24 protein-coding genes are annotated in these 21,732 nt (G+C 52.9%); 19 read left to right on the top strand and 5 right to left on the bottom strand.

The genetic code is table 11. The features are described from left to right. Positions 1-2 precede the first annotated feature (2 nt). The 8 genes from ACT53D_RS07960 to ACT53D_RS07925 all read left to right on the top strand — a co-directional run bounded on the left by ACT53D_RS07960 (position 3) and on the right by ACT53D_RS07925 (position 6,504). Positions 3-413 (top strand): ExbD/TolR family protein, encoded by a 411-nt coding sequence (locus ACT53D_RS07960; protein ID WP_018986307.1) that lies wholly within the window; start codon positions 3-5, stop codon positions 411-413. Positions 414-416: 3 nt separating this feature from the next. Next, positions 417-821 (top strand): ExbD/TolR family protein, encoded by a 405-nt coding sequence (locus ACT53D_RS07955; protein WP_194747416.1) that lies wholly within the window; start codon positions 417-419, stop codon positions 819-821. Between the two features lie 9 nt (positions 822-830). Beyond that, positions 831-1,535: a TonB C-terminal domain-containing protein gene (locus ACT53D_RS07950; protein ID WP_476155520.1), complete on the top strand. Its 705-nt coding sequence runs from the start codon at positions 831-833 to the stop codon at positions 1,533-1,535. Positions 1,536-1,748: 213 nt separating this feature from the next. After that, the gene (locus ACT53D_RS07945) at positions 1,749-3,254 is read left to right on the top strand and encodes a putative porin (protein ID WP_476155518.1); all 1,506 of its coding nucleotides are present in this window, start codon (positions 1,749-1,751) and stop codon (positions 3,252-3,254) included. Between the two features lie 9 nt (positions 3,255-3,263). Further along, positions 3,264-3,938 carry a hypothetical protein gene (locus ACT53D_RS07940; RefSeq protein WP_476155516.1) on the top strand — a complete coding sequence of 225 codons (675 nt, stop codon included), beginning with the start codon at positions 3,264-3,266 and terminating at the stop codon, positions 3,936-3,938. A 49-nt stretch (positions 3,939-3,987) separates the two neighbouring features. Beyond that, complete coding sequence (locus ACT53D_RS07935; RefSeq protein ID WP_476155514.1) at positions 3,988-4,674, top strand: CAAX prenyl protease-related protein; 687 nt, start codon at positions 3,988-3,990, stop codon at positions 4,672-4,674. A gap of 122 nt (positions 4,675-4,796) precedes the next feature. Further along, positions 4,797-5,753, top strand: a complete 957-nt coding sequence (locus tag ACT53D_RS07930; protein ID WP_476155512.1) for an EpsD family peptidyl-prolyl cis-trans isomerase — start codon at positions 4,797-4,799, stop codon at positions 5,751-5,753. A gap of 148 nt (positions 5,754-5,901) precedes the next feature. Further along, a complete protein-coding gene (locus tag ACT53D_RS07925; protein ID WP_476155510.1) occupies positions 5,902-6,504 on the top strand; it encodes a hypothetical protein in 603 nt (200 codons plus the stop codon). Positions 6,505-6,659: 155 nt separating this feature from the next. Here the strand turns inward: ACT53D_RS07925 and ACT53D_RS07920 are convergent, their stop codons facing one another. From ACT53D_RS07920 to ACT53D_RS07900, 5 genes are read right to left on the bottom strand one after another with little or no spacing between them, the layout of a single operon-like run. Further along, complete coding sequence (locus ACT53D_RS07920) at positions 6,660-8,057, bottom strand: DUF4350 domain-containing protein (RefSeq protein ID WP_476155508.1); 1,398 nt, start codon at positions 8,055-8,057, stop codon at positions 6,660-6,662. Next, positions 8,050-8,796 carry an ABC transporter permease gene (locus ACT53D_RS07915; RefSeq protein WP_194747403.1) on the bottom strand — a complete coding sequence of 249 codons (747 nt, stop codon included), beginning with the start codon at positions 8,794-8,796 and terminating at the stop codon, positions 8,050-8,052. The genes ACT53D_RS07920 and ACT53D_RS07915 overlap by 8 nt, the downstream gene beginning before the upstream one ends. A gap of 14 nt (positions 8,797-8,810) precedes the next feature. Then, positions 8,811-9,443: a response regulator gene (locus tag ACT53D_RS07910; protein WP_194747401.1), complete on the bottom strand. Its 633-nt coding sequence runs from the start codon at positions 9,441-9,443 to the stop codon at positions 8,811-8,813. Positions 9,444-9,458: 15 nt separating this feature from the next. Then, positions 9,459-9,812, bottom strand: a complete 354-nt coding sequence (locus tag ACT53D_RS07905; RefSeq protein ID WP_194747399.1) for a hypothetical protein — start codon at positions 9,810-9,812, stop codon at positions 9,459-9,461. Next, complete coding sequence (locus ACT53D_RS07900) at positions 9,799-11,187, bottom strand: histidine kinase (protein WP_379077036.1); 1,389 nt, start codon at positions 11,185-11,187, stop codon at positions 9,799-9,801. Before ACT53D_RS07900 ends, ACT53D_RS07905 begins: the two co-directional genes overlap by 14 nt. A gap of 292 nt (positions 11,188-11,479) precedes the next feature. On the opposite strand from ACT53D_RS07900, the gene ACT53D_RS07895 reads away from it, so the two are divergent. From ACT53D_RS07895 to ACT53D_RS07845, 11 genes are all read left to right on the top strand, one after another. Continuing rightward, the gene (locus ACT53D_RS07895; protein ID WP_194747397.1) at positions 11,480-13,276 is read left to right on the top strand and encodes a methanol/ethanol family PQQ-dependent dehydrogenase; all 1,797 of its coding nucleotides are present in this window, start codon (positions 11,480-11,482) and stop codon (positions 13,274-13,276) included. 98 nt (positions 13,277-13,374) lie between these two features. Further along, complete coding sequence (moxJ, locus tag ACT53D_RS07890; protein WP_275357162.1) at positions 13,375-14,217, top strand: methanol oxidation system protein MoxJ; 843 nt, start codon at positions 13,375-13,377, stop codon at positions 14,215-14,217. Positions 14,218-14,254: 37 nt separating this feature from the next. Further along, a complete protein-coding gene (moxG, locus tag ACT53D_RS07885; RefSeq protein ID WP_275357161.1) occupies positions 14,255-14,869 on the top strand; it encodes a cytochrome c(L), periplasmic in 615 nt (204 codons plus the stop codon). A gap of 84 nt (positions 14,870-14,953) precedes the next feature. Beyond that, positions 14,954-15,229, top strand: coding sequence for a methanol dehydrogenase [cytochrome c] subunit (locus ACT53D_RS07880; RefSeq protein ID WP_194747393.1), 276 nt, complete (start codon positions 14,954-14,956; stop codon positions 15,227-15,229). Between the two features lie 129 nt (positions 15,230-15,358). After that, positions 15,359-16,378, top strand: coding sequence for an AAA family ATPase (locus ACT53D_RS07875; RefSeq protein ID WP_338656824.1), 1,020 nt, complete (start codon positions 15,359-15,361; stop codon positions 16,376-16,378). Positions 16,379-16,439: 61 nt separating this feature from the next. Beyond that, positions 16,440-17,408, top strand: a complete 969-nt coding sequence (locus tag ACT53D_RS07870; protein ID WP_476155504.1) for a DUF58 domain-containing protein — start codon at positions 16,440-16,442, stop codon at positions 17,406-17,408. Next, positions 17,405-18,376, top strand: coding sequence for a hypothetical protein (locus tag ACT53D_RS07865; RefSeq protein WP_476155502.1), 972 nt, complete (start codon positions 17,405-17,407; stop codon positions 18,374-18,376). The genes ACT53D_RS07870 and ACT53D_RS07865 overlap by 4 nt, the downstream gene beginning before the upstream one ends. Positions 18,377-18,378: 2 nt before the next feature. Further along, positions 18,379-19,410 (top strand): vWA domain-containing protein, encoded by a 1,032-nt coding sequence (locus tag ACT53D_RS07860; RefSeq protein WP_194747387.1) that lies wholly within the window; start codon positions 18,379-18,381, stop codon positions 19,408-19,410. Next, a complete protein-coding gene (locus tag ACT53D_RS07855; RefSeq protein WP_194747385.1) occupies positions 19,407-20,024 on the top strand; it encodes a hypothetical protein in 618 nt (205 codons plus the stop codon). The genes ACT53D_RS07860 and ACT53D_RS07855 overlap by 4 nt, the downstream gene beginning before the upstream one ends. Next, a complete protein-coding gene (locus ACT53D_RS07850) occupies positions 20,024-21,088 on the top strand; it encodes a vWA domain-containing protein (protein ID WP_476155499.1) in 1,065 nt (354 codons plus the stop codon). Before ACT53D_RS07855 ends, ACT53D_RS07850 begins: the two co-directional genes overlap by 1 nt. 6 nt (positions 21,089-21,094) lie before the next feature. Further along, complete coding sequence (locus tag ACT53D_RS07845; protein ID WP_275357149.1) at positions 21,095-21,691, top strand: SRPBCC family protein; 597 nt, start codon at positions 21,095-21,097, stop codon at positions 21,689-21,691. Positions 21,692-21,732 lie beyond the last annotated feature (41 nt).

Here is a 21,732-nt window from a genome sequence, read left to right as displayed (position 1 = left end):
CGATGTCAGAAGGCGTCAAAGAAGAGAACCAGCTCTACGATGAGATCAACATTACGCCCATGCTGGATCTGGCGTATGTGCTGCTGGTGATTTTTATCATCATGACTACCGCGTCCGTGCAAGGCGTCAAAGTCGACATGCCGCACACGGTGAACTCTGCTGCCTTGGCCAAACCGCAAATGCGCGCGATTACCGTTACCAGTGATGGCAGTGTCTACCTTGATGCGTTCCCGGTGGATATGGCACAGCTGGAGCAGCGGCTGGCGCAATATAAAAGCAGCAATCCCGAGCTGCCGGTGGTGCTCAAGGGGGATGCCGCCGCGCATTATGAAAAGGTCTCTGAAGTGCTGGAAATCTGTAAACGGCTGGACATTACCGAAGTCGGCCTGGTGACCAAGAAAGTGGTGGAGTAAGCCATGCAAGTTCAGAACGACGCCCAACCTTACGACACCATCAACATCACGCCCATGCTGGATTTGGCCTATGTGCTGCTGGTGATTTTTATCCTGATGACCACGGCGGGCGTACAAGGCTTGACCATGAATCTGCCCAAGCCGTCTAACAAGCCTAGCACTGAAAAACACGACATCAAAATCGTGCAGGTACAACAGGGCGGCACGCTCACCATCAATGGGGTTGGCGTGACCATGGCTGAACTGGAGACACAACTCAACCAGGCCAAGGCCATGGATCCCAAGTTCAACGTCATGATCAAGGGTCAGCCACAAGCCCCGTATGCCGGTGTCATCGGCGTCATTGACCTCGTTAACCGCTTGCAAATTGAAAATGTCGGCCTGGTGACCGGCAAAATTGGGACCTAGGGTATGGCGATGGAAGATAACCTTTCCACTGATACGCCGGTACACCCCGCACGGCTGTGGGCGACCCGCATCCTGATTGCTGTATTGGTGCTGGCCGTCTTGGCTGGCATCGCTTATGGCATCAAAAAACTGTTTTCGGGTGGGCCGACGCAGAAAAAGCAAATCACTACTGTGAAATTGCTGCCCGACACACCGCCGCCACCTCCGCCGCCTCCGCCTAAAGAGCCACCCAAGGAAACGCCGAAGGAGCAGCCGAAAGAAGCGCCTAAAGAGCCTGAGCCCAAACCGGTTGAAGCACCGCCTGCCGAGAACCTCAAGATGGAAGGCGCTGCGGGAGATGGCCCAAGTCCCTTTCAGTCCGGTGCCGTGAATAATGAGTACAAGGGGGGCGACGTCACCACTGGTCCCAAAATTGGCGGCAAAAAGAATATGGCTGCGTTTGCCTGGTTTACCAACAAGGTGGATGCGCAAATCAAGAAAGCGCTGGATGCAGAAAGTGGACTGAGCAAAGTGAAGTATCAGGTCGATGTCAGGGTGTTTTTAAATGCCCAGGGCGACATTGATCATGCGGAATTGATTGACTCCAGTGGTGATGTTGAAACCGATGCCTTGATCCGCAAAGTATTGAGCCGGATTCCGCCGTTGAAAGAGTCTGCGCCAGAGGATATGCCAAGAAAGGTCATCGTCAGAATGGCCTCGAAAAACATGTCATGAAGTACGGAACACACAACAGCGTTAATCACTATTGATCGCAAGCCTCGCAGTAAAGAGCCTCTTGGTAAAGAGCGAAAGTAACTAGGGAAAGATATGAAGATAAAAGCAAAGAACTGGATGATTCCATGGCTGGTGGCCGGCCTGTTTAGCACACAAGCCCAGGGTGTACTCGCCGGTGAACGTGAATCACTGGAAGAGGTGCGTGCCACCACCATGAATTTGATCGAGTTGCTGGTACAAGAGGGTGTACTGTCTAAAGAAAAAGCGGATGCTTTGCTCAAGCAAGCGCAAGCTGCCAAACAAAAAGCACAAGAAGAAGCGGCCAGTGTTGCCGAATCTGCCGCACCAGATGCGCCAGCTGCGGCGACGCAATCGAAAGCGATCCGCGTGCAATATGTGCCTGAGCATGTCAAAAACGAAATGCGTGCTGAGATTGAGCAAGAGGTGATGAAAAAACTCAATTACAAGGCAGGCGAGCGGTTAGGGATTCCAGAGTGGATTGATCGCGTTGAGTGGACGGGGGCTCTGCGTTTGCGCTACCAGGAAGATATGTTCAGTGATAATAATGTGACGCCTGCAGATCTTGCTTCTAATAATAGGCAATATATGCAAGTCAATAACACCAGTGAAGACAGGCAGCGTCAGCGTATTCGCGCCTTGTTTGGCGCTAATCTACATATTAATGACTGGTTGAATGGTGGTATTCGGTTTACCACTGGTATGCTACAGACGCCAGTGACTCCAAACCAGACAGAAGGCTTCTCGCAGGGTAAATTTATCTTTGGGCTGGACAGAGCTTTTCTTGAGGCTAAACCCTATGATTGGTTAACCTTAACAGGCGGCCGGTTTGCCAACCCATTCTTTACTGGCAATCAGACGTTCAACACAGACTTGCTCTGGGATCCTGATTTGGCATTTGACGGCTTGGTAGCGAGAGTCAATCCTAAACTTAACCAACACTGGCAACTCTTCTCAACAGCAGGAGCTTTCCCTATTGAAGAGATTGAAAGTTCAGATACCAACAAGGCTCGCGATAAATGGTTATATGCCGCGCAAGGTGGGATTGAATGGACCTCTGATAACAACAGTAAGGTGAAGCTTGGCGTTGCCTATTATGATTTTAAAAACGTTGAAGGTAAGCCGAGAGAGTTTGTTGGAGATACACGCTATGACGCGACTGTTCCTCTCTGGCGACAAAAGGGGAACAGTACCTTTAAAATGAATCCGTTTGGAAATAACTGCGGCAGTCAAAACAATCCTTCACTTTGTGGGCTGGCCTCGCAGTTTCAGCTAATCAACTTTACTGGTGAGGTCGACTTGGCAGTTTTCGATCCTGTCCATGTCATTTTGCATGGGGCCTATGTTAAAAATATCGGCTTCGATCAAGAAGAAATATTGCGTCGAACCAACACATTATATGATGAGCAGGATGAGGGGTATGAGTTTGCGCTCATGGTTGGGCATCCAATGATTAAAAAACTGCATGACTGGCAAGTGTTTGGGGGATATAGGCGTCTTGAAGCTGACGCTATGTTGGATGGTTTCACCGACTCTAACTTCCGTCTTGGTGGCACAGATGCCAAAGGCTTTTATTTGGGCGCACAGTACGGCTTGGGCAAAAATGCCTGGTTATCTTCCAGATACGTCAGTGCCGATGAAATTTCTGGTTTGCCATTCTCTGTGGATACCTTTTTCCTCGACTTTAATGGCCGGTTTTAAAGGGACTGTATGAAACTCATCTCGTCACTCCTGCTGAGCCTGAGCTTGATTGGACTCTGTGTAGAGCCAACGGCTGCTGCAGAAAAGCAGGACAAATCGGCCAAACGTGCCGCCATCCTCATGCAAAAAATGAAGCAGGATATGGAGGCGGAAAAATCTGCCCTGCAATCGCAGTTTGAGCAAGAGAAACAGGGCTTGTCGCAAGCCTTGGATCAGGCGCAGTCTGCACAGCGCTCGCATTCGGCCAAATTACAGGGACAGCTCAAACGCAACCAGCAATTGCAGTCTGACAATCAGAAGCTGTTGCAGGAAAAAGACGCGTTATCTGCGCAACTCAAACAGTTGCAAACACAGCTCGCCGAAAAAAACCAGCAACTTGAGGCGGCCGAACAACAACTCAAGCTTGCACATGCGACGCAAGAGAGCAACGAGCAGCAACGCAAACAACTGCTTTCCAAAGTGAGTGACAACCACCAGAAGCTGACCAGCTGCGAAGAAAAAAACAGCCGTTTGTATGCGTATGGGCATGAGTTGGTGGATTTGTATGACAATGCCAGTTTTTATCAAAAAGTGCTGCGTTCAGAGCCGTTTTTTCAATTAAAGCGGGTTGAACTTGAGAATATCCTTCAAGAAAAGCACAGCCAGTTACTGGAAAACAAGGTCGACAAAGTTGCAACGCCTTAAGTGGCTTCCAGCATAGGCAGGTAGACGGTTTGATGATAGGCTTGCCTGCATGATGCGTTTAATTGATCACTGGTTCACGCGCGCAGAATGTGCGCGCATCTTTCCGTTTATCGGCTTTATTTTGCTGTTGGCCCTGCAGCCTTGGTTAGTGGATCTCTTCACTGCGCTGGGGGTGGCGGGGCAAGCGGCGTATTTGTGTCGCTGCTTGCTGGCCTTGGCGTGCCTGTTCTACTTTAAAGCCGATTATCGCGAGTTGACCGACAAGCCTGCGCGCGCGCAGATCGGGCTTGCTTTACTGGCGGGGGTGCTGGTGTTTGTTCTGTGGGTTGCGCCTTACCCAGTCTGGTTGGGCGGGAGCGAGACACAAGCCATCGTGGCGATGCCTATGCAGACAGGGGAGGATCTGTTCTGGTTAGCGTGCCGTTGGGCGGGTTCTGCATTGGTTGTGCCTGTAATTGAAGAACTGTTCTGGCGTTCGTATCTGATGCGCAGGCTGGATGCGAACGATTTTCTGACTGTGTCACCTGCCGCAGTCACGACTTATGCAATCCTGCTAAGTAGCGTATTATTCGCTGTGGAGCATCAACTCTGGTTTGCAGGGCTGTTGGCAGGATTGGTATATGCTTGGTTATACCGTCATTTCCAGGTGCTCTGGGTCGCAATCATTGCGCATGTCACCACCAATGCGCTCTTAGGGGCGTGGGTAGTGTTTGGTGACCATTGGCAATATTGGTGAACCGAGTGTGTAAGCGTTTGTCTTGAACAGCGCGTCTTGCTCAAGACGGCGGATTAAAAACCGTTATCAGGTTGCGAGTGATCGCAACAGAAGTTAAAAATAGCGAATATTAAAGGGTGATGATGAAAAAAATCGCATTGATCGTACCAGCACTGATGCTGGTAATGGCTGGTTGCAGCAAACATGATGAAGCCAGTAAAGTCGGCTCCCAGGTGGTTGCCAAGGTGAATGGTAGTGAAATTACCGTTCACCAGCTGAATTTTGCCTTGTCCAAACTGGGCAAGCTGGACCAGTCGCAAGTGAAAGCCGCATCTGAAAAAGTGTTACAGCAAATGGTAGACATGGAATTGCTCAAGCAAAAATCTGTGGACGAAAAGCTTGACCGTGACCCGAATGTGTTACAAGTGCTAGAGGCCACCAAGCAGCAAGTGCTGGCGCAAGCCTATATGCAAAAAGTGGCCGCTAAACAGGGCACCCCTTCTGCAGCGGATATCCAGAAGTTTTATGACACGCATCCTGAATTATTCAGCGAACGTAATGTGTATGTGATCCAGGAATTTGCCGTGAAAGATGGCACGCAACACGTCAGCGAAATTGAAGCAGGCATTAATGCTGCCAAGACGCCTGAGGAAATTGCGAAATGGCTGCAAGACAATAAATACGTCTTTAACGTGAATGCCAGCCGCAAAGCCGCCGAACAGTTGCCACTCGAGTTGCTCAAGCAGCTTAACGCGTTGAAAGCCGGTGATACATTGGTGGTCAAAAGCCCACAAGCGCTGGTTTTGCTGTATCTGGCCAAAGTCGATCGCCAACCGGTCAATTTTGACAATGCTAAACCAGTGATCCAGCAGTTCCTGGTCAACTCTGGACAGCAAACACTGATCAAGAATGAGGTTGCGAGTTTGCGCAAAGAGGCCAAGGTTGAGTTTTATGGCGACTTCTCTAAAATGACCCTGAACGCTGACACCACTGCGCCTGCAGTCCCTGCAGCCAAACCAGAACCTGCGGCGGTTGCACCAACATCGCCAACAGAAGCCACACATAATCAGGCGATTGAAAAAGGTTTGTCCGGCTTGTAAGCATCGACTTGCCAACGGAATGGCAGACCTGCCAAATCAACAAAAGCCCTGCATATTGCGGGGCTTTTTTATACGCTATGTGAGGATGTAGATTCCGGTGTTTAATTGGCATGGAAGGGCGTTTGCGTTATGCAAATTGATAGGTTGTTTGTTGAAGCCAAAACATATGGCGGACTGTAGACGAGTCCGCCCTACGAGGGCTATTGATGTAAACAAGAAAACTCTTCTAAAGCTGGTGCTAACGCTTATTTGGACAACGTTTTGGTATATGCCAAAAATAAACTTGGATATGCATGACACTTACACAATTTCAGGGGTAATAGAAAAAAGAAACGTCAGAGGTGGCAAATATGTAATTAGAGTCCCTAATCCTCATAAAAATAAAACCGTTTTTGACCATGATCTGTACATATATCCCTGGTTTTCTTACAGCTACGCTCAATTTGGTGTTAACAACGCGTCCTTTTGTGAAACGCGTGAAAGTCTTGCGCTTATCAGTGAGCAAGCCCCTGTGCAAGTTCTTTTTGCTAGGAATGTTGGTGGCATATTTGCCAAAGATTATATGGTCGCTGAAGTGAAACTTAATGGTCATGCAGTTGACTGCTATTCAAAAAATGAAGTCCTTAAGCATTACCAAGAGTTATGGTTGATTAATTTTCACCCTCTTTCAATAGGTTTTTTCATATTAGGATTGCTTGCAATTTGGTACTCACGGTTTTATAGCTTTTTAAATGTTAACAAGGATAAATAAGATGGCAACTTCAGGTCTGCTAGGATTAGCCCGTGTAGGGCGGACTCGTCTTCAGTCCGCCGTATGAAATAGATTCAATCATCAATCTCACTGATTATCTTGCGGTTATCAAGCGTCCTCTCAATCCTCTGAACGCACTAACCTTTAACCTTACCTCAAGCGCGCTGTTTTCTGCGCCAGGCCCAGCCGCCGGCGAGCAGCAAGGCCAATGGCAGTCCAAACTGAAACCCGTTAAACAGCAGCATCAGCCAGGTACGCTGCGTCGGTAATGCAATCACAGTATCGCGGAGTGGCGTCACGGGCAGGCTGACGGTAGGCTGGTTATTCACGACCCATTGCAGGCTTTGCAGACTGAGTGCCAGGTTGCCGCCGCGCTGGATTTGCTGGTTAGAAAAAAAGTCTGGGCTCGCGATGACCAGAATGCGTTGTTTGTTGCCCGAGGCTAGGGGTTTTTCCAATGCCAGCATCAGCGTGGCCGGGCCGGGCGTATCTTTGGTGGCATTAAAGGTCATGGCGGAGGGCGCCGGATGGGCGGGCTGATAGCTTGCGCTCACCCAGCCTTGCTCTGCGGCGGCCACTAGCGGCAGGCTTTGCCACGGGTCATTCGGGATGCGCTGGTGCTCTATTGCATGCGCCTGGTTGAAGAAGGTGCGCAAGCCAAATTCCTGCGTTGGTCCGCGTGCGCCATAGCGCTGGGTACTTAAATCATGCAGGGGAATATCAAACTGGCGATTGACGGGATCAATGACTATGCCTGGGCTAATGGTCAGGCGCAGGTCTTGTGCCAGTGCTTGCAAGCCCTGTGCCTGTGGCGAGGTGGTGAGCCAAACCAGGTTGCCGCCCTGTTGCACATGTTGGCGAATCGCCGCGATTTGTGCAGGCGAGTAGGGTTTGTCGCTCCCGGCCAGGACCAAACTTGGTAAGGTTTTCGCTGGCGTGGCTGGCAGGTCTCCGGTCAAGACGGGGATGCCTGCATTTTGTAGGGCTTGTGCCAATTGGCTCAAACCAGTGCCATGCGTGTCATGCAATGCATGGGCCGCGAGAAATTGCAGCGGGGCGCGTTCGCCATGCTGCAGGCTGAGTAAGGCATTGGTAAAGGCTTCTTCGGTGTAAGGCAAATACAGGCGCTGCTGCTGGCCGGCATAGCGGATCAGCATTTCGCCTTCTTTTTTAATCTGCCACTCTCTGGCCAGCGTAGGTGCGGTGGCCGGATCAATAAATTGCAGATGTATGCCGCGGTGTTGCTGCTGATAGCGCTGCACCAGCGCCACAATCGACTTGCGGAAATAGCGGCCTTTGAACGGGCTGTTGCTGCAAAAGGCGATAATCTCTATGCGACCCGGCAGGTCATGGAGAACCTGCTGGCTGGCGGCAGATAAGGTATTACGATGATTGTGTGTGGTGTCTGCCATGGCATGAAACTGCCAGGCCAGCCAGCCCAGTCCCAGTGCCACAATCAGCAGCGCAGGCACCACCAGTTGATGCTGCCACCAGTGGGCAAGGCGTTGGCTTAAAGGAGGGGCGGTGGAGGTGTCTTTGGTTGTATTAGCCATACAGTCGGTCCGCATGTAAACGCCGGATCGCCAGCAGCACAAAAAAGCCGGCAAACAAGACAAAAAACAGGATGTCGTAGCTATTGAGGATGCCCAGCGCAAACTGGCGGTAATGCTGCATCAGTGAAAAATCATGAAACAGGGCCTGGTGGTCGTCGCTGAAAAACTTGTCCAGCAACAGCCAAAAAGTCAGCGCGGTCAGGCTGCAGAATGCTGCCAGGATAGGGTTGGCGGTCAGGCAAGAAATATAGAGCCCGAGCGCACTGCTGGCTAGCATCAATAACCATAAGCCAAACGCATGCGTGAGCAGATAGGGCAGGTCAATTTCTGCCCAGGGCAGCAGCAGCGCGATCATCAGCACCATGCTGAGAATTAACAGACTCAAATAGCTGAGGATGCCAAGCAGCTTGCCCAGGATCAGTTCAGTCATGCTGAGTGGTGCACTCATGAGCAAGGCCATGGTCTGGTTTTTGCGCTCCTCACTGATCAGCTTCATGCTTACCAGCGGCACCACAAACAGCATCAGCACGGCTGCCACACCAAACACACCTTCTGCCATAAACTGGGTGAGGCCGATACGCTGTACCTGCCAATGCGCGCTTTGCATGATCTCGAAATACTGGTTAAAACTCAGGCTGTAATAAGTGCCAACAATGGCCTGAAAGATGGCCAGCACCAGCCAGCCCATGGGTGTGGCAAACAGGCTGCGTAATTCTTTGCGGGCAATGATCAGTATCATGGGCAACCCTGCGCTTACAAGCCCTTGATAATGCCAAAACGCACGGCAATATGCACCAGCTGGCCCGTGGTTTCGACGCCCAGCTTTTGCCGCACACTGGTCTGGATATTGGCGACGGTTTTGTAGCCAATATGCATGGCCTTGGCAATTGCCGCCAGCGCCTCGCCCTGGGCAATGCGCCGGAACACTTCAAACTCGCGTGGCGAGAGTTTCTGGATCGGGTTTTCCTGGCTTTCCAGGTGATACATGGACAAACTCTGCGCCAGTTCGTTATTGATATAGCGGCCGCCCTTGAGGATTTTCTGCACCGCCTCCAGCACCACTTCTGGCGGCTCAGTTTTGGTCACATAGCCGCGTGCGCCTGCTTGAATCGCGCGCGTGGCATAGATGCAGTCATCATGCATGCTAAAAATCAACACGCGCATCTGCGGCTTGCGGTGCAAAATGCGTTTGAGCGTTTCCAGCCCCCCTATGCCAGGCATGTCCAGATCGAGGATCAGCAAGTCCGGGTGGTTTTTTTCCACCAGCAGGCAGGCTTCTTCGCCGCTCAATGCATCTTGCGTGACCTGGTGGTTGGCCTGCTCCAGCATGGTCCGCAAGCCTTGCCTCAGCATGGCGTGGTCATCTGCGATCATTACTTTGGCCATGACGCGTACGACTCCTTACTTCTTGTTGGCAAAGGTGATGTTCACACATTTGTCGTTGGCAAATGTGAGTTCGGCGGTATTGAAATATTTATTTGGCGCATATTGAATCTTGCCCTGGTAATACCACATTTCAACGCTGTCACCTTCGCCTGCCGTCGCTTGACCTTTTTCCTGCAGGATCTGGTCAGCGTTATGGGGTTTAACGGCCACTTCTTTTTTCACCGGTTTGCCCAGTTGCTCTTCGACAAATTGGCGGGATTTTCCGCTATAAGCCTGCAAGAAGGGTTGCTCTAGCGTGTTGAGGTCTTTGGCTGCGAGCGAAAAAGGGAACAGCAGTACGATCAGGCCTTGCCATTTAGGATGTTGCATAGTCATTGACTCCCGGGTTGGTGGGTAAGGAAGAGGCAGGCAAAGCCTGCGGGTGTGCCTGCAAGGGCAATAGGCCAGTAATCAAGGTGCCGGCTTGCAAGCCACTCATGAGCTTGAAGCTGCCATGCAGGGATTCGATGCGTTCGCGCATGCCGACCAGGCCGACGCCTTCGGTGGCCAGTGAAGTATCCATGCCTTTGCCATTGTCACGTACTTCAATCTGCAACCACCATTTGTCCTGACGCTGGATCACCTGCAAATCGATCCAGACTTCGGTGGCCTGGGCGTGACGTGCAATATTGGTCAGCGCCTCTTGCGTCACGCGAAACGCCACGATATTGATATCTTCGTTTAAGGCATGCTCGCCGGTATCCAGCAGCAAATGGCAATCCACGCGCGGATTGAGTTTTTTCCAGTCACTCACCAGTCGCTCGATGGCCCCGACCAGGCCCAGTGAATCCAGCGCGGGCGGGCGCAGATGCTTGATCAGGGCGCGGATGGATTGCTGGACGTGTTGCGTATTGGAGGCGATTCTGACCGCAATCACATGCGCCTGCTCCGGCGTGCTTTTTTGCAGGGTGAGTGCATCCATACGGATCGCCGTCAGGTATTGCCCGGTTTCGTCATGAATCTCGCTGGCAATATATTTGCGTTCATGCTCTTGCACCTGCATGGCATGGCGCGCCAGCACACGGTTTTCTTTCAGGGTACGTTCCAGGTCCTGCTCGACTAGGCATTGCTCAGTCATATCTACCAGATACCCATGGATTTGTGCGGCCTGGTTGTCGCTGGGAGCCATGTAAACAAAGCGGGCACTCACATAACACGGCAGGCCATCTGGGCGGCGGATTTGCAGCTTGTTGAAGTTGATTTCCTGCTGCTGTTGCAATTGCACAATAAATGGCAGCCAGTCAAAGCTGAACAACTCACGTGTATTGCGGTTGTGGCTCAGTGGGCGGCAAATACGCTCAAAGGCGCGGTTGTGCATGCCGATGTTGCCTTCCAGGTCCAGCACTACATTCCCGGTCAAATCTCCATCAAACAGGGTTTTATAGAGCTGCTGGCTGCTACTCAGACGCGCCTCGGTCTGTTTGCGGCGCTGGATTTCGGCATGAATCTCACGCCAGCGGCGCTGGCTGAACCACACACTGAGCAACACCAATACAAACAGGGTCAGTGGGACTTCGTCTAGTTGCGCATATTCATAGGTGAGTAGCCAGGCGTTCACACGTTCTGCCAGGTCGAATGCGGATGACAGCACAAAGGTGACGGCCACGCCTGCGATCACGATAAGCGTGTCACGACTGGCCCGACTGAGATGGCCGAGCTGATGAAATACCCTAAAGAATGGCATAGACCAATGATATGAATGCATGACTTGAAAGATCCACTCAGTCAGCGCAGAGCACATCTGCTATTGACGGTGTTGGCGGTCAATTTGCGCCAAGTGAATGTGCGCCACTATAGACCACATCCTTAGGCTGGCTGTAGTGAAAGATTCCCGTTGTGGGGTGTGATGCGATGATGAATTCTTGAATAGATGATAGGGAATGTTTCATCTATTGCCAATGTTACAAATTATTAACAATTTCGGTCGTGAAGTGCAGCATTCGGGGGGGTGACTGCAACAACACATCAAACTCATTCTTGAGAGATTAGGAGATCGTATGAAAAACAATTCAACACGTGCCATTGTTGGCGCTTTGGTTGGAGGCTTGTTTGCCAGCGTTTCTGGTCTGGCATTTGCGGATGCTGACCTGGACAAGGCATTGAACACCCCAGGGGCTTGGCCTGTGGCAACCGGTGGCTATTATAGCCAGCACAACAGCCCGCTGGCACAAATTAACAAATCCAACGTTAAAAATGTGAAAGCAGCCTGGTCATTCTCTACCGGTGTGCTCAATGGTCACGAAGGTGCGCCATTGGTCATCGGCGACATGATGTATATCCACTCCGCTTTCCCAAATAACACTTATGCTTTGAATCTGAACGATCCAGGCAAAATTGTTTGGCAACACAAACCTAAGCAAGATGCTTCTACCAAAGCAGTGATGTGCTGTGACGTGGTAGACCGTGGTCTGGCTTACGGCGCGGGTCAAATCGTGAAGAAACAAGCCAATGGCCATGTACTGGCGTTGGATGCCAAAACCGGTAAGGTGAACTGGGAAGTGGAAATGTGTGATCCGAAAGTCGGTCAGACATTGACACAGGCACCGTTTGTCGCCAAAGACACGGTCTTGATCGGTTGTTCTGGCGCTGAGCTGGGTGTGCGTGGTGCGGTTAACGCACTGGACCTGAAAACAGGTGAACTGAAATGGCGTGCGTTCGCAACCGGTTCTGACGAGTCCATCCGTTTGGCAAAAGACTTCAACAAAGAAAACCCACACTACGGTCAATTTGGCCTGGGCCTCAAAACCTGGGAAGGCGATGCCTGGAAAATCGGTGGCGGTACTAACTGGGGTTGGTATGCTTACGATCCTAAGTTGAACCTGTTCTACTACGGTTCCGGCAACCCAGCACCATGGAACGAAACCATGCGTCCTGGCGATAACAAGTGGACCATGACTATCTGGGGTCGTGACCTCGACACCGGGATGGCGAAATGGGGTTACCAAAAGACACCTCATGACGAGTGGGACTTTGCTGGTGTGAACCAGATGGTGCTGACTGACCAACCTGTTGACGGCAAGATGACACCGCTGCTCAGCCACATTGACCGTAACGGTATCTTGTACACGCTGAACCGTGAAAACGGCAAGCTGATCGTGGCTGAAAAAGTCGACCCAGCCGTGAACGTGTTCAAGAAAGTGGACCTGAAATCAGGCACACCAGTGCGTGATCCAGAGTTTGCAACCCGTATGGACCACAAAGGCACCAACATTTGTCCATCTGCGATGGGCTTCCACAACCAGGGTGTTGACTCTTACGACCCAGAAAGCCGTACCTTGTACGCAGGTCTGAACCACATTTGTATGGACTGGGAGCCGTTCATGCTGCCATACCGTGCCGGTCAGTTCTTCGTCGGTGCAACTCTGGCGATGTACCCTGGCCCGAATGGCCCAACCAAGAAAGAAATGGGTCAGATCCGTGCATTTGACTTGACCACTGGTAAAGCCAAATGGACCAAGTGGGAGAAATTTGCAGCTTGGGGCGGTACTTTGTACACCAAAGGCGGCCTGGTTTGGTACGCAACACTGGATGGTTACCTGAAAGCGTTGGATAACAAAGACGGTAAAGAGCTGTGGAACTTCAAGATGCCATCTGGTGGTATCGGGTCTCCAATGACTTACTCCTTCAAGGGTAAACAATACGTCGGCAGCATGTACGGTGTCGGTGGCTGGCCAGGCGTTGGTCTGGTGTTTGACCTGACAGACCCAAGTGCTGGTTTGGGTGCGGTTGGTGCGTTCAAAGAACTGCAAAACCACACACAAATGGGCGGTGGCCTGATGGTGTTCAGCCTGTAATTCAAGTCCTGAACCTGTTGATGTAGTGTGCAGGGTGGCCGTCGGTCGCAAGACGGGCCGGTCACCCTGTTCTCAGCCCTAGAGTGAAGAGAGCAAATATGTTTCCTGATGTAAAAAGAGTCCGTGCTGGCTGGGTTAGCGCCTGCCTCACGTTGGCATTCAGTCTGTTGGCGTTGCCTGCCGTGGCTGCAAATGCGCTCAATGTCTGTGCTGGTAAGTCCGAGCTGCCTTTTTCAAATGACAAGCAAGAGGGCTTTGAAAACAAGATTGCAAATGTGATTGGCAAGGCCATGAATCTGCCAATTAACTATTTCTGGTGGACCAATCCACTCACCCTGCAAAAAGACATGGAAGCAGGTAAATGTGATGTGTTGATTGGCACCGATCCGAATGATCCGCGTGTGCTGACGACCAAACCTTACTATCGTTCAGCTTATGTGTTTATCACACGCAAAGACCGTGAAATTGATGTGACCTCCTGGGATCATCCCTACCTCAAAGAGAAAAATTTCCGTATTGGTGTCATGCCGGATAGCCCCGGTAAAAACATGTTGCTGCAAATCAACCGTTTTGACGACATGTTTGACTACTTTACTGAAATCCAGAATTTTCAGTCCACCCGCAACCGTTACATCCACGTCGAGCCGTCACGGCTGGTGAATGATGTGGCCAATATGCATTTGCATATGGCGATGTTGTGGGCGCCAGAAGCTGCGCGTTATGTGCGTGCTTCCGAAGTGCCGTTGAATATGGTGATCGTCGAAGATACCGCCAAAAAAACCAACGGTGAAAAAATCCCCATGCACTACAACGTGGTCATGGGCGTCAACAAGCAGCACCCCGAGCTGGTGGATGCTTTGAATCGTGTCATTGATGCGCATGGCGCAGAGATTACTGCCATCCTCAAGGATGAAGGCATTCCTCTGTTGAGTCTGCATTAAGTCACTGTATTTTGTTAATCAAGTTTTGGAGTTTGAATTGAAAGAATCTCAACAACCGCATTTACGCCGCCTGCGTCAACCGCTGACCATGGCTTTGGGTCTGACGGGTTTGGTCATGGCTGCTTTTCTGACGGTGGCCTGCGCCAAAGATGAATCTGCTGCGAGTCCTTCTGCGGCTAAAGCAGAGGCGCCTGCAACGCCAGCCACTGCCGTGCATGTCGCGTTGAAAGATGGTCCGCCATTGGAGTTTCGTGGCACGATTTCGGGGGATGTGCTGGAGATCGCACCGATGGACGGTGAGACCTTTACCCCTGAAGCCAAGCATTTTTTAGCCACCGGTGAAAACCCCTACCGATCCGATCCTGAAGCGATCAAAAAAGGCTATACGATTTTCTCAACCGCCTGTTCTGGTTGCCATGGTCACTTGGCTGAGGGCAAGTTAGGTCCGGCGCTGGCAGATGAATACTGGACTTATCCTAAAAATCAAACCGACAAGGGCATCTTTGAAACCATTTATGGTGGGGCGAACGGCATGATGGGGCCACAACAGGGCCGCCTGCAAGTGGATGAGATTATTCATATTATTGCCTGGATTCGTCACCAGGAGGAAGAGAACCTTAAAAACGGTGGCGCGGCAACGCCTCACGGTTAAACGACTTACCAGAGGGTTAGGCTGGTGGGCCCTCTGATAATTGAAAAAAATACACCAGCTAATTTGTGATTAAGGAGAAATGTGATGAAACACGTAATGACATTACTGGCCGTGGCTGGTGTGTTGGCAGTGTCCAATCAGGCTCTGGCTTACGATGGTCAAAATTGTAAAGAGCCAGGTAACTGCTGGGAAGCCAAACCCGGCTATCCGGAAAAAATTGCGGGTTCCAAATACGACCCAAAACATGATCCGGTGGAACTCAACAAACAAGAGGAAGCCATCAAAGCCATGGATGCACGTAATGCAAAACGCATTGCAAACGCCAAATCCAGCGGCAACTTCGTATTTGACGTGAAGTAATCTTAAATTCCCCCCAGGAGACTGACATCGTTTCCGGTGTCAGTTTCGTCCCCCGTTTGCATGTGACATACCGGTGTCGATTGTGCGCAGTCGATAGTGGCCTGTTTCATTCTGAATCATGGATGGTGTATGGAAAAACAAATGGATTTGGCCGCATGGCGTGAAGGTGCGCTGGCGTTCGAGCAAGCATTAAACAGTGTGGTTGTTGGCATGCCTGAGCAAGTCAGGGCGCTCACGATTGCGATTTTTTCACGTGGCCACGTGCTGCTGGAAGGTGACGTTGGCGTGGGTAAAACCACGCTGTTACGCGCGGCTGCGCAATTGCTGGGCGGCGGCTATCAGCGCATTGAGGGCGCGATTGACCTCATGCCGAGTGACTTTTTGTACCATGCCTATATCAATGAGCAGGGGCAGGCTGCGGTCAAGCCGGGGCCACTGTTGCAACATGAAGACGCGCTCTCGGTGTTCTTCTTTAACGAAATCAACCGTGCCCGACCACAGGCCCACGCCTTGTTTCTGCGCCTGATGGCTGAGCGCTCGGTCAATGCCTTTAACCGTGAATATCATTTTCCGCACCTGACCGTGTTTGCTGACCGTAACCGGCTGGAGCGTGAAGAGACGTTTGAGATCCCTGCGGCGGCACGTGACCGTTTCCTGATGGAAATTTCGGTGAAGGCGCCGGATGCACGCGAGCTGCAACGGGCACTGATGTTTGATACCCGCTTTTATGATGTCGATGCACTGGTCGGCCAGTTGCCGTCAGGCCTCACGCCTTACGATCAACTGAATGCACTGGCTGCGCAGGTGCAAAGCACCGTGCGTGCAGAGTTGGCCTTACAAGAGTATGCGGTAGAGCTCTGGCGCGTGCTCAAGGACCCGCTGGCCGCTGGCATCAGCCTGCCCGAGGTGGATATGAGCCGCTTGCTGGCCGGTGGTGCCAGCCCACGCGGCATGGCCATGTTGATGCGCAGTGCGCGTACGCGTGCCTGGCTCGAAGGCCGCGATTATCTCACCCCGGATGATATCCGTGCCGTCTGGCCGTATGTGGTGACGCACCGCGTGTTTTTGAGCGGCGCCTATGCCTTGCAGCATGAGCGGATTGCCCCGCAATTGCTGCAAGCCGTGCTGGATAAAGTCTCTGCGCCCTAAGCGGTGCTGCAGGTTCAAGTCATGATGCAGACCGATGTGTGTGTATGGATGTGAGTGAAGCATGGTAGCTGCAAGCAACGCAATGGCGCAACAGACCGGGCAGGGGCCTATGCAGCCGCTCTCGGCGGCGTCCGTACAAGCGGCCTTCGAGCCGCACCAGTTCTTTTATCCGGTGCCATGGCGGGCACACAGCTATCACGCGGGCGCGACGCTCACCAAGCATCATGGCAACGGCACTGACTTCGCTGGCTATGCTTCTTTACTGGCTTGCCCGGATCCCAAACGGATTGATATTCGGGCCAGTGTACGCACGCAGCCACAGCAATGGCTGGTCAGGACCTATCTTGAACGTGCTGCCATTCATGTCTACGCCATTGTGGATGTTTCCAGCTCCTTATTTTTTCAGGGCCCTTCTGCCCAAGACTTGCAGCAGCGCCTAACCCGTTTTGTCGCGTCGCTCGCGTGGTCGGTGACGCGCCAGGGCGATGGCTTCGGCATGCACGCTGCCAGCGACCATTTACCAGGCAGTTTGCAACGCCTGCCCAGTTTTCAGCCTGGCACAGCGCAGCAAGTACATGGGCTGCTCAATGACTATTGGCAGCAGGCGCGTAGTTCGGGTGCTGATCACGGCCACACGGCCAGCGCCCTTCCTGCTGCGATAGAGGCCATCGGTCCACGGCGTGCGCTGGTATTCCTCATCTCTGACTTTTTTTGGCCAGAGTCACTGCTGCAAGCCACCATGCGTGCCGCTCAGCCACATGATGTGGTGCCTGTGGTATTGCGCGATGCCTCGGCGTTTGAGGCATTGCCGGCGTTCGGCTGGGCGCGATTACGCGATATGGAAACCGGGCAGGAGCGCAGCTGGCTATTGCGGCGCAAGTTGCGCACACAGATCGCCGCGGATGCCGCGCAGCAAACGCAGTCGCTCAATCTTGGCTTGGTCAAGGCGGGTGCCAGATCCCCTTTGTGGCTAGCCCCGGATTGGCGTGCGGAAGACGTGAGCCGACACTTGATGGAGACGATGGCATGAGTATCACAAGCAACCGGTTTGCGGGCACGATGCAGTTTACGCGCTGGCTGGCGACATTTTTTGCAGGGTATCTGCTGGCGGCCACTACGCTGGCATATGCCGCCAGCACCACAGCAAGCACCCAAGCCACAACGCACGCCAGCATACGCGTAGAAAGCGCCACGCGTGAGGCAGATTACACGCTGGGCAGCATTGCAACACAGCATCTCAAGATTCATGTCCCGCCTGGTTTTGTGCTGGATCCGGCCAGTTTGCCTGCCCCGGCACAAAATGAGGCCATTGAGCTGCGCGATGCCCATTGGCAACATGAGGACCTGGCGAATGAGCGCGTGATTAACCTGCAGATAGACTGGCAAATTTTTGTTGCCGGCGACACGGTTAAAATCCTGCCCTTAAAAAAACTGCACCTTGAATTCACCTGCGATCAGTCCAGCTGCGCCCAGCAACGGTTGACCGTTGATGTGCCGCCAGACAAGGTCATTGTGTCGAGTTTGCTGCCTGCGCGGATTGATGCCGAGCACGTCAAGCTTTACCCGGATGCGCCCATGCCAAGCTGGCCGCTCGCGCCACAACTGTGGTCACTGGCAGGTTGGGGCAGTGCGCTTGTATTGGCATTGCTTTACCTGGCCTGGGTGGCCGGCTGGATCGCCTTTCCACAAGAAAAACACATGCCTTTCCGTCAGGCCTGGCGCCAGATACGCAAACTCAGGGGAGGGGCGGCCTCGGATAGTTTGCAGGCCATGCGCTTGCTGGTGCGGGCCATGGATCAATTTGCCGGGCATGCGGTGACTGCCGAAAATCTGCCACAGTTAATGCAGCAGCAACCTAGGCTACAGGCCTATGCGCCTGCGCTTGAGGCCTTTTACGCGGATGTACAGCAGGCGTTTTTTGCTGGCCGAGCTGTGACGTCTTCGATCGCTTTGCTGACACAATTAGCCAAAGATTTGAGTCAACTGGAGGTCGCTTAAGCATGTGGCAGGCCTGGGGGCAATCCGTCATCACCTGGAGTGGCTTGGGGGAGTCATGGGGGCTGACACAGGTGTGGCCCTTGCTGTTATTGCCATTAGCCGTATTGCCCTGGTGCATGCGTGGTCAACGGCATTTCAAGCATCCGGCCTTGCAAGGGTTGCCCGAAGACCCGCTCTCTGTCTGGCTGGAACGTGCCTGGAAAATCAGTTTAAGTACTTTGCTGCTGGCACTGGCCATTGCGCTGAGTGGCCCGTTTCTAAAATCGCAATCCATCGAAAAAATTGGGCGCGGTGCGCATGTGATGATTGTGCTGGACCGCAGCGCCAGCATGAACGAGCCGTTTGTGAACAAGGGCGATGCTCAGGCGCGGCAACCGAAAATGCAGGCCGCGCGTGAGGTGTTGAAGTCATTGGTCAAGCAGGGCCATGAAGACCTGATGGGCATGGTGACCTTTAGTACCTCACCGATTCTGGCGGCGCCTTTGGGGAATGACCGGGCGTTTGTGCAAGCCGCGCTGGAAGCGACCGAAGCCGGTGGCATGGGTTTTACGGCGGTCGCGCGCGGACTCGGCATGGCGCTCGATTATTTTGCCGATCAGCCGGTGACCGGGGCGCGTGCGATTGTGCTGGTCTCTGATGGCGGTGCACACCTGGATGGCAAAACCCAGGACATGTTGCGTGCCATGTTTATGCGGCAACAGGCCTCTTTGTACTGGATTTACCTGCGCTCTGAAAACGGCGTCACCATCAAGCAAAGCCTGGCCGAAGGCGAGAATATTGACGCCTATCCCGAGGTGGCCTTGCATGACTATTTCCAGACGCTCAATGTGCCTTATCACGTGTATGAGGCAGAAAATCCGCAGGCGGTGATGGCGGCCGTGCGCGATATCGCCAAGCTTAAAAACAAACCAACCCGTTACCTGGAACCGATTGCACGACAAGACTTGAGTCAATACGCCTATGGTCTGGCCTGGCTGGCAGCCTTGCTATTAATCGCGATGGTACAACTGGAGTTAACACGGTGGCAAACATGAGTCATCCCAACATAAGAAGGCAATGGATCAATCATTTACGCCGCGGCGGGCTGTGGGCTGCGCTGCTGGTGGTGCTATCACTGGTGATGCTGGCGCGTCAGGGCATGGAGCTCTATCAGTCTGCAGTGTACAGACACAGCCTGGCGCCGCATGTGCTGATCCGTTCTACCCTGCTGGGGGCTGACCAGACACCGCAGGCCTTGTTTGCCAATGCAGTGTTTTATGACGATCAACTCAAATCTGATCAGGCGCTGGCGCAGTATGCCGCCGTGATTGCCCGCACCACCGATAGCCAACCCTTGCGCAAGCAGGCCTATTTCAACTCGGGCAATGTCTATTTGCGCACGGCAATCCGCTTGCTCGAACAACGTGGCCTGCCTGCCTGGGATGAGGCGGGGCCATTGGTCGCCCTGGCCAAAGAGAGTTACCAGAAAGCCTTGCGTATCGAGCCTGACTGGTCAGAGGTGAAGTACAACTACCATCTCGCCCTGAGGCTGGCGCCGACCACGCATGGCATGAATGGGCCGCAACAGTACGAAGATGAGCAGATTAAAGCGGAAGAGCAACCCAGTGGCTGGCCTGCGATGCCTGGCAATCCGAGAGGCATGCCCTGATGATGGCTTGGTTTAAACAACTCAGGGCTTTGCTCGTTGGCAGCCCTGAAAACGCGCAGGTGACGCCCGGGCTTGTCTGGCGCAAGCGATGCTTGTGGCTGATTGCGCTGTTGCTCACGCTCACGCTCTTTCACCCGCAACTGAGTTTACCCAACCGTGTGTATGACTGGTACTTTGTGGTGGATATCACACAAAGCATGAATGTGCCCGACTATCAGCTGAATGGGAAAAGCATCAGCCGCCTGGAGATGGCCAAGCAAAGCATACGCAAAACCCTGTCTGTGTTGCCCTGTGGCTCGCGCGTGGCGCTGGGCATGTTTACCGAGCGCAATACGGTCAATGTGGTGAAGCCGGTGGAGGTTTGCAGCCATTTTGCCGCGCTGGATCATACCGTGGCCAGCATGGATTGGCGCATGGCCTGGGCCGCAGATTCGTTTATCGCCCATGGCCTCTATCACGCGCTGGAACAAGCGCCGTTGTTGGGCAAACAGATGCGCCTGCTGTTTTTTACCGATGGCCAGCAAGCGCCGCCGGCCAATCCGCAATACATGCCCAAATTTGCAGGCAAACCTGGTGAGGTGCAAGGCTACCTGGTGGGCATGGGCAAGCCCACACCGAGCAAGATCCCCAAACTGGACGAGAAAAATGCCGTAGCCGGCTATTGGGAGCAGGAAGAGGTTCAACGGTTTGGCAACTTTGGCATGGCCGAAACGCTGTCAGTGCTGGCCATGGAGCAGGGGCAGCATGACCGCAATTCCGGACATGGGCCAGGGAACGAACTCTTAAGTAATGCCCATTTATCTGCGCTGGATGAAAAAAACTTGCAGCGTCTGTCGGTAGAGACCGGTTTGCATTACGCCAGGCTGGAGCATGTGGCACAAAGTGGTGACTGGGCGACCGGCTTGGGCATGACGGCCTGGCGCTGGGCCAAAACCGATTTGCGGCCCTGGCTGGCGGTGCCTGCCTGCCTATTGTGGCTCATGTTTATGGGGCTGACGTTTGCCGATAGCCCCTGGCTGCTTGGCATGCGGCAAATGTTTAAACGATTTTTTAAGAAGGAGTAGTGTTTTATGAAGTGGTCTTTATGCGGAATGATGATGTTGTTAAGTGTGCAAGCTTGGGCACACGGGCCTACGCCGCAAAAAACGGATGAATCCATCCAGGTCAACGCATCGGCTGACGCGGTATGGAAACGTGTCAGCAGCCCATGCAGTCTGGCGCAATGGCATCCGCAAGTCACGGCTTGCGAGCCTGTGAACGACACCCAGCAAAAACTGACCCTGAAAAACGGCAAGCAATTGATGCAGGAAATCGACGAAGTGTCTGCGGCAGACATGACCGTGTCTTATCGTCTGTTTGGGGACATTGATCTGGAAGCGCTGCCTGTGAGTTCTTTGAACGGCAAAATCAAAGTTGCTGCTGATGGCAGCAACGCCAAAGTGACCTGGAGTGCCCGTTATTACCGCGCCTTTACCGGCAATGAACCCCCTGCAGGCCAGGATGATGAATCCGCCAAAAATGCGGTGGATGCCTTTGTCAAAGCCGGTTTACAGGGCTTGAAAGAAGGTCGCCAGAATGCTGCGGCAAACAGCCAGGGCTGGCGCCAAAAACTCTGCGCCAGTTTGCGCCCCTTGTTTAAACGCATGGGTTCCAGCCTGTGTGCATAAATTGAGCTCCGCCGTGTTGATTGTTTGGATTCAGCGAGGCA

This window comes from Methylophilus sp. DMC16 (genome assembly GCF_056314045.1).
This window is presented reverse-complemented; position numbering and strand designations above follow the sequence as displayed.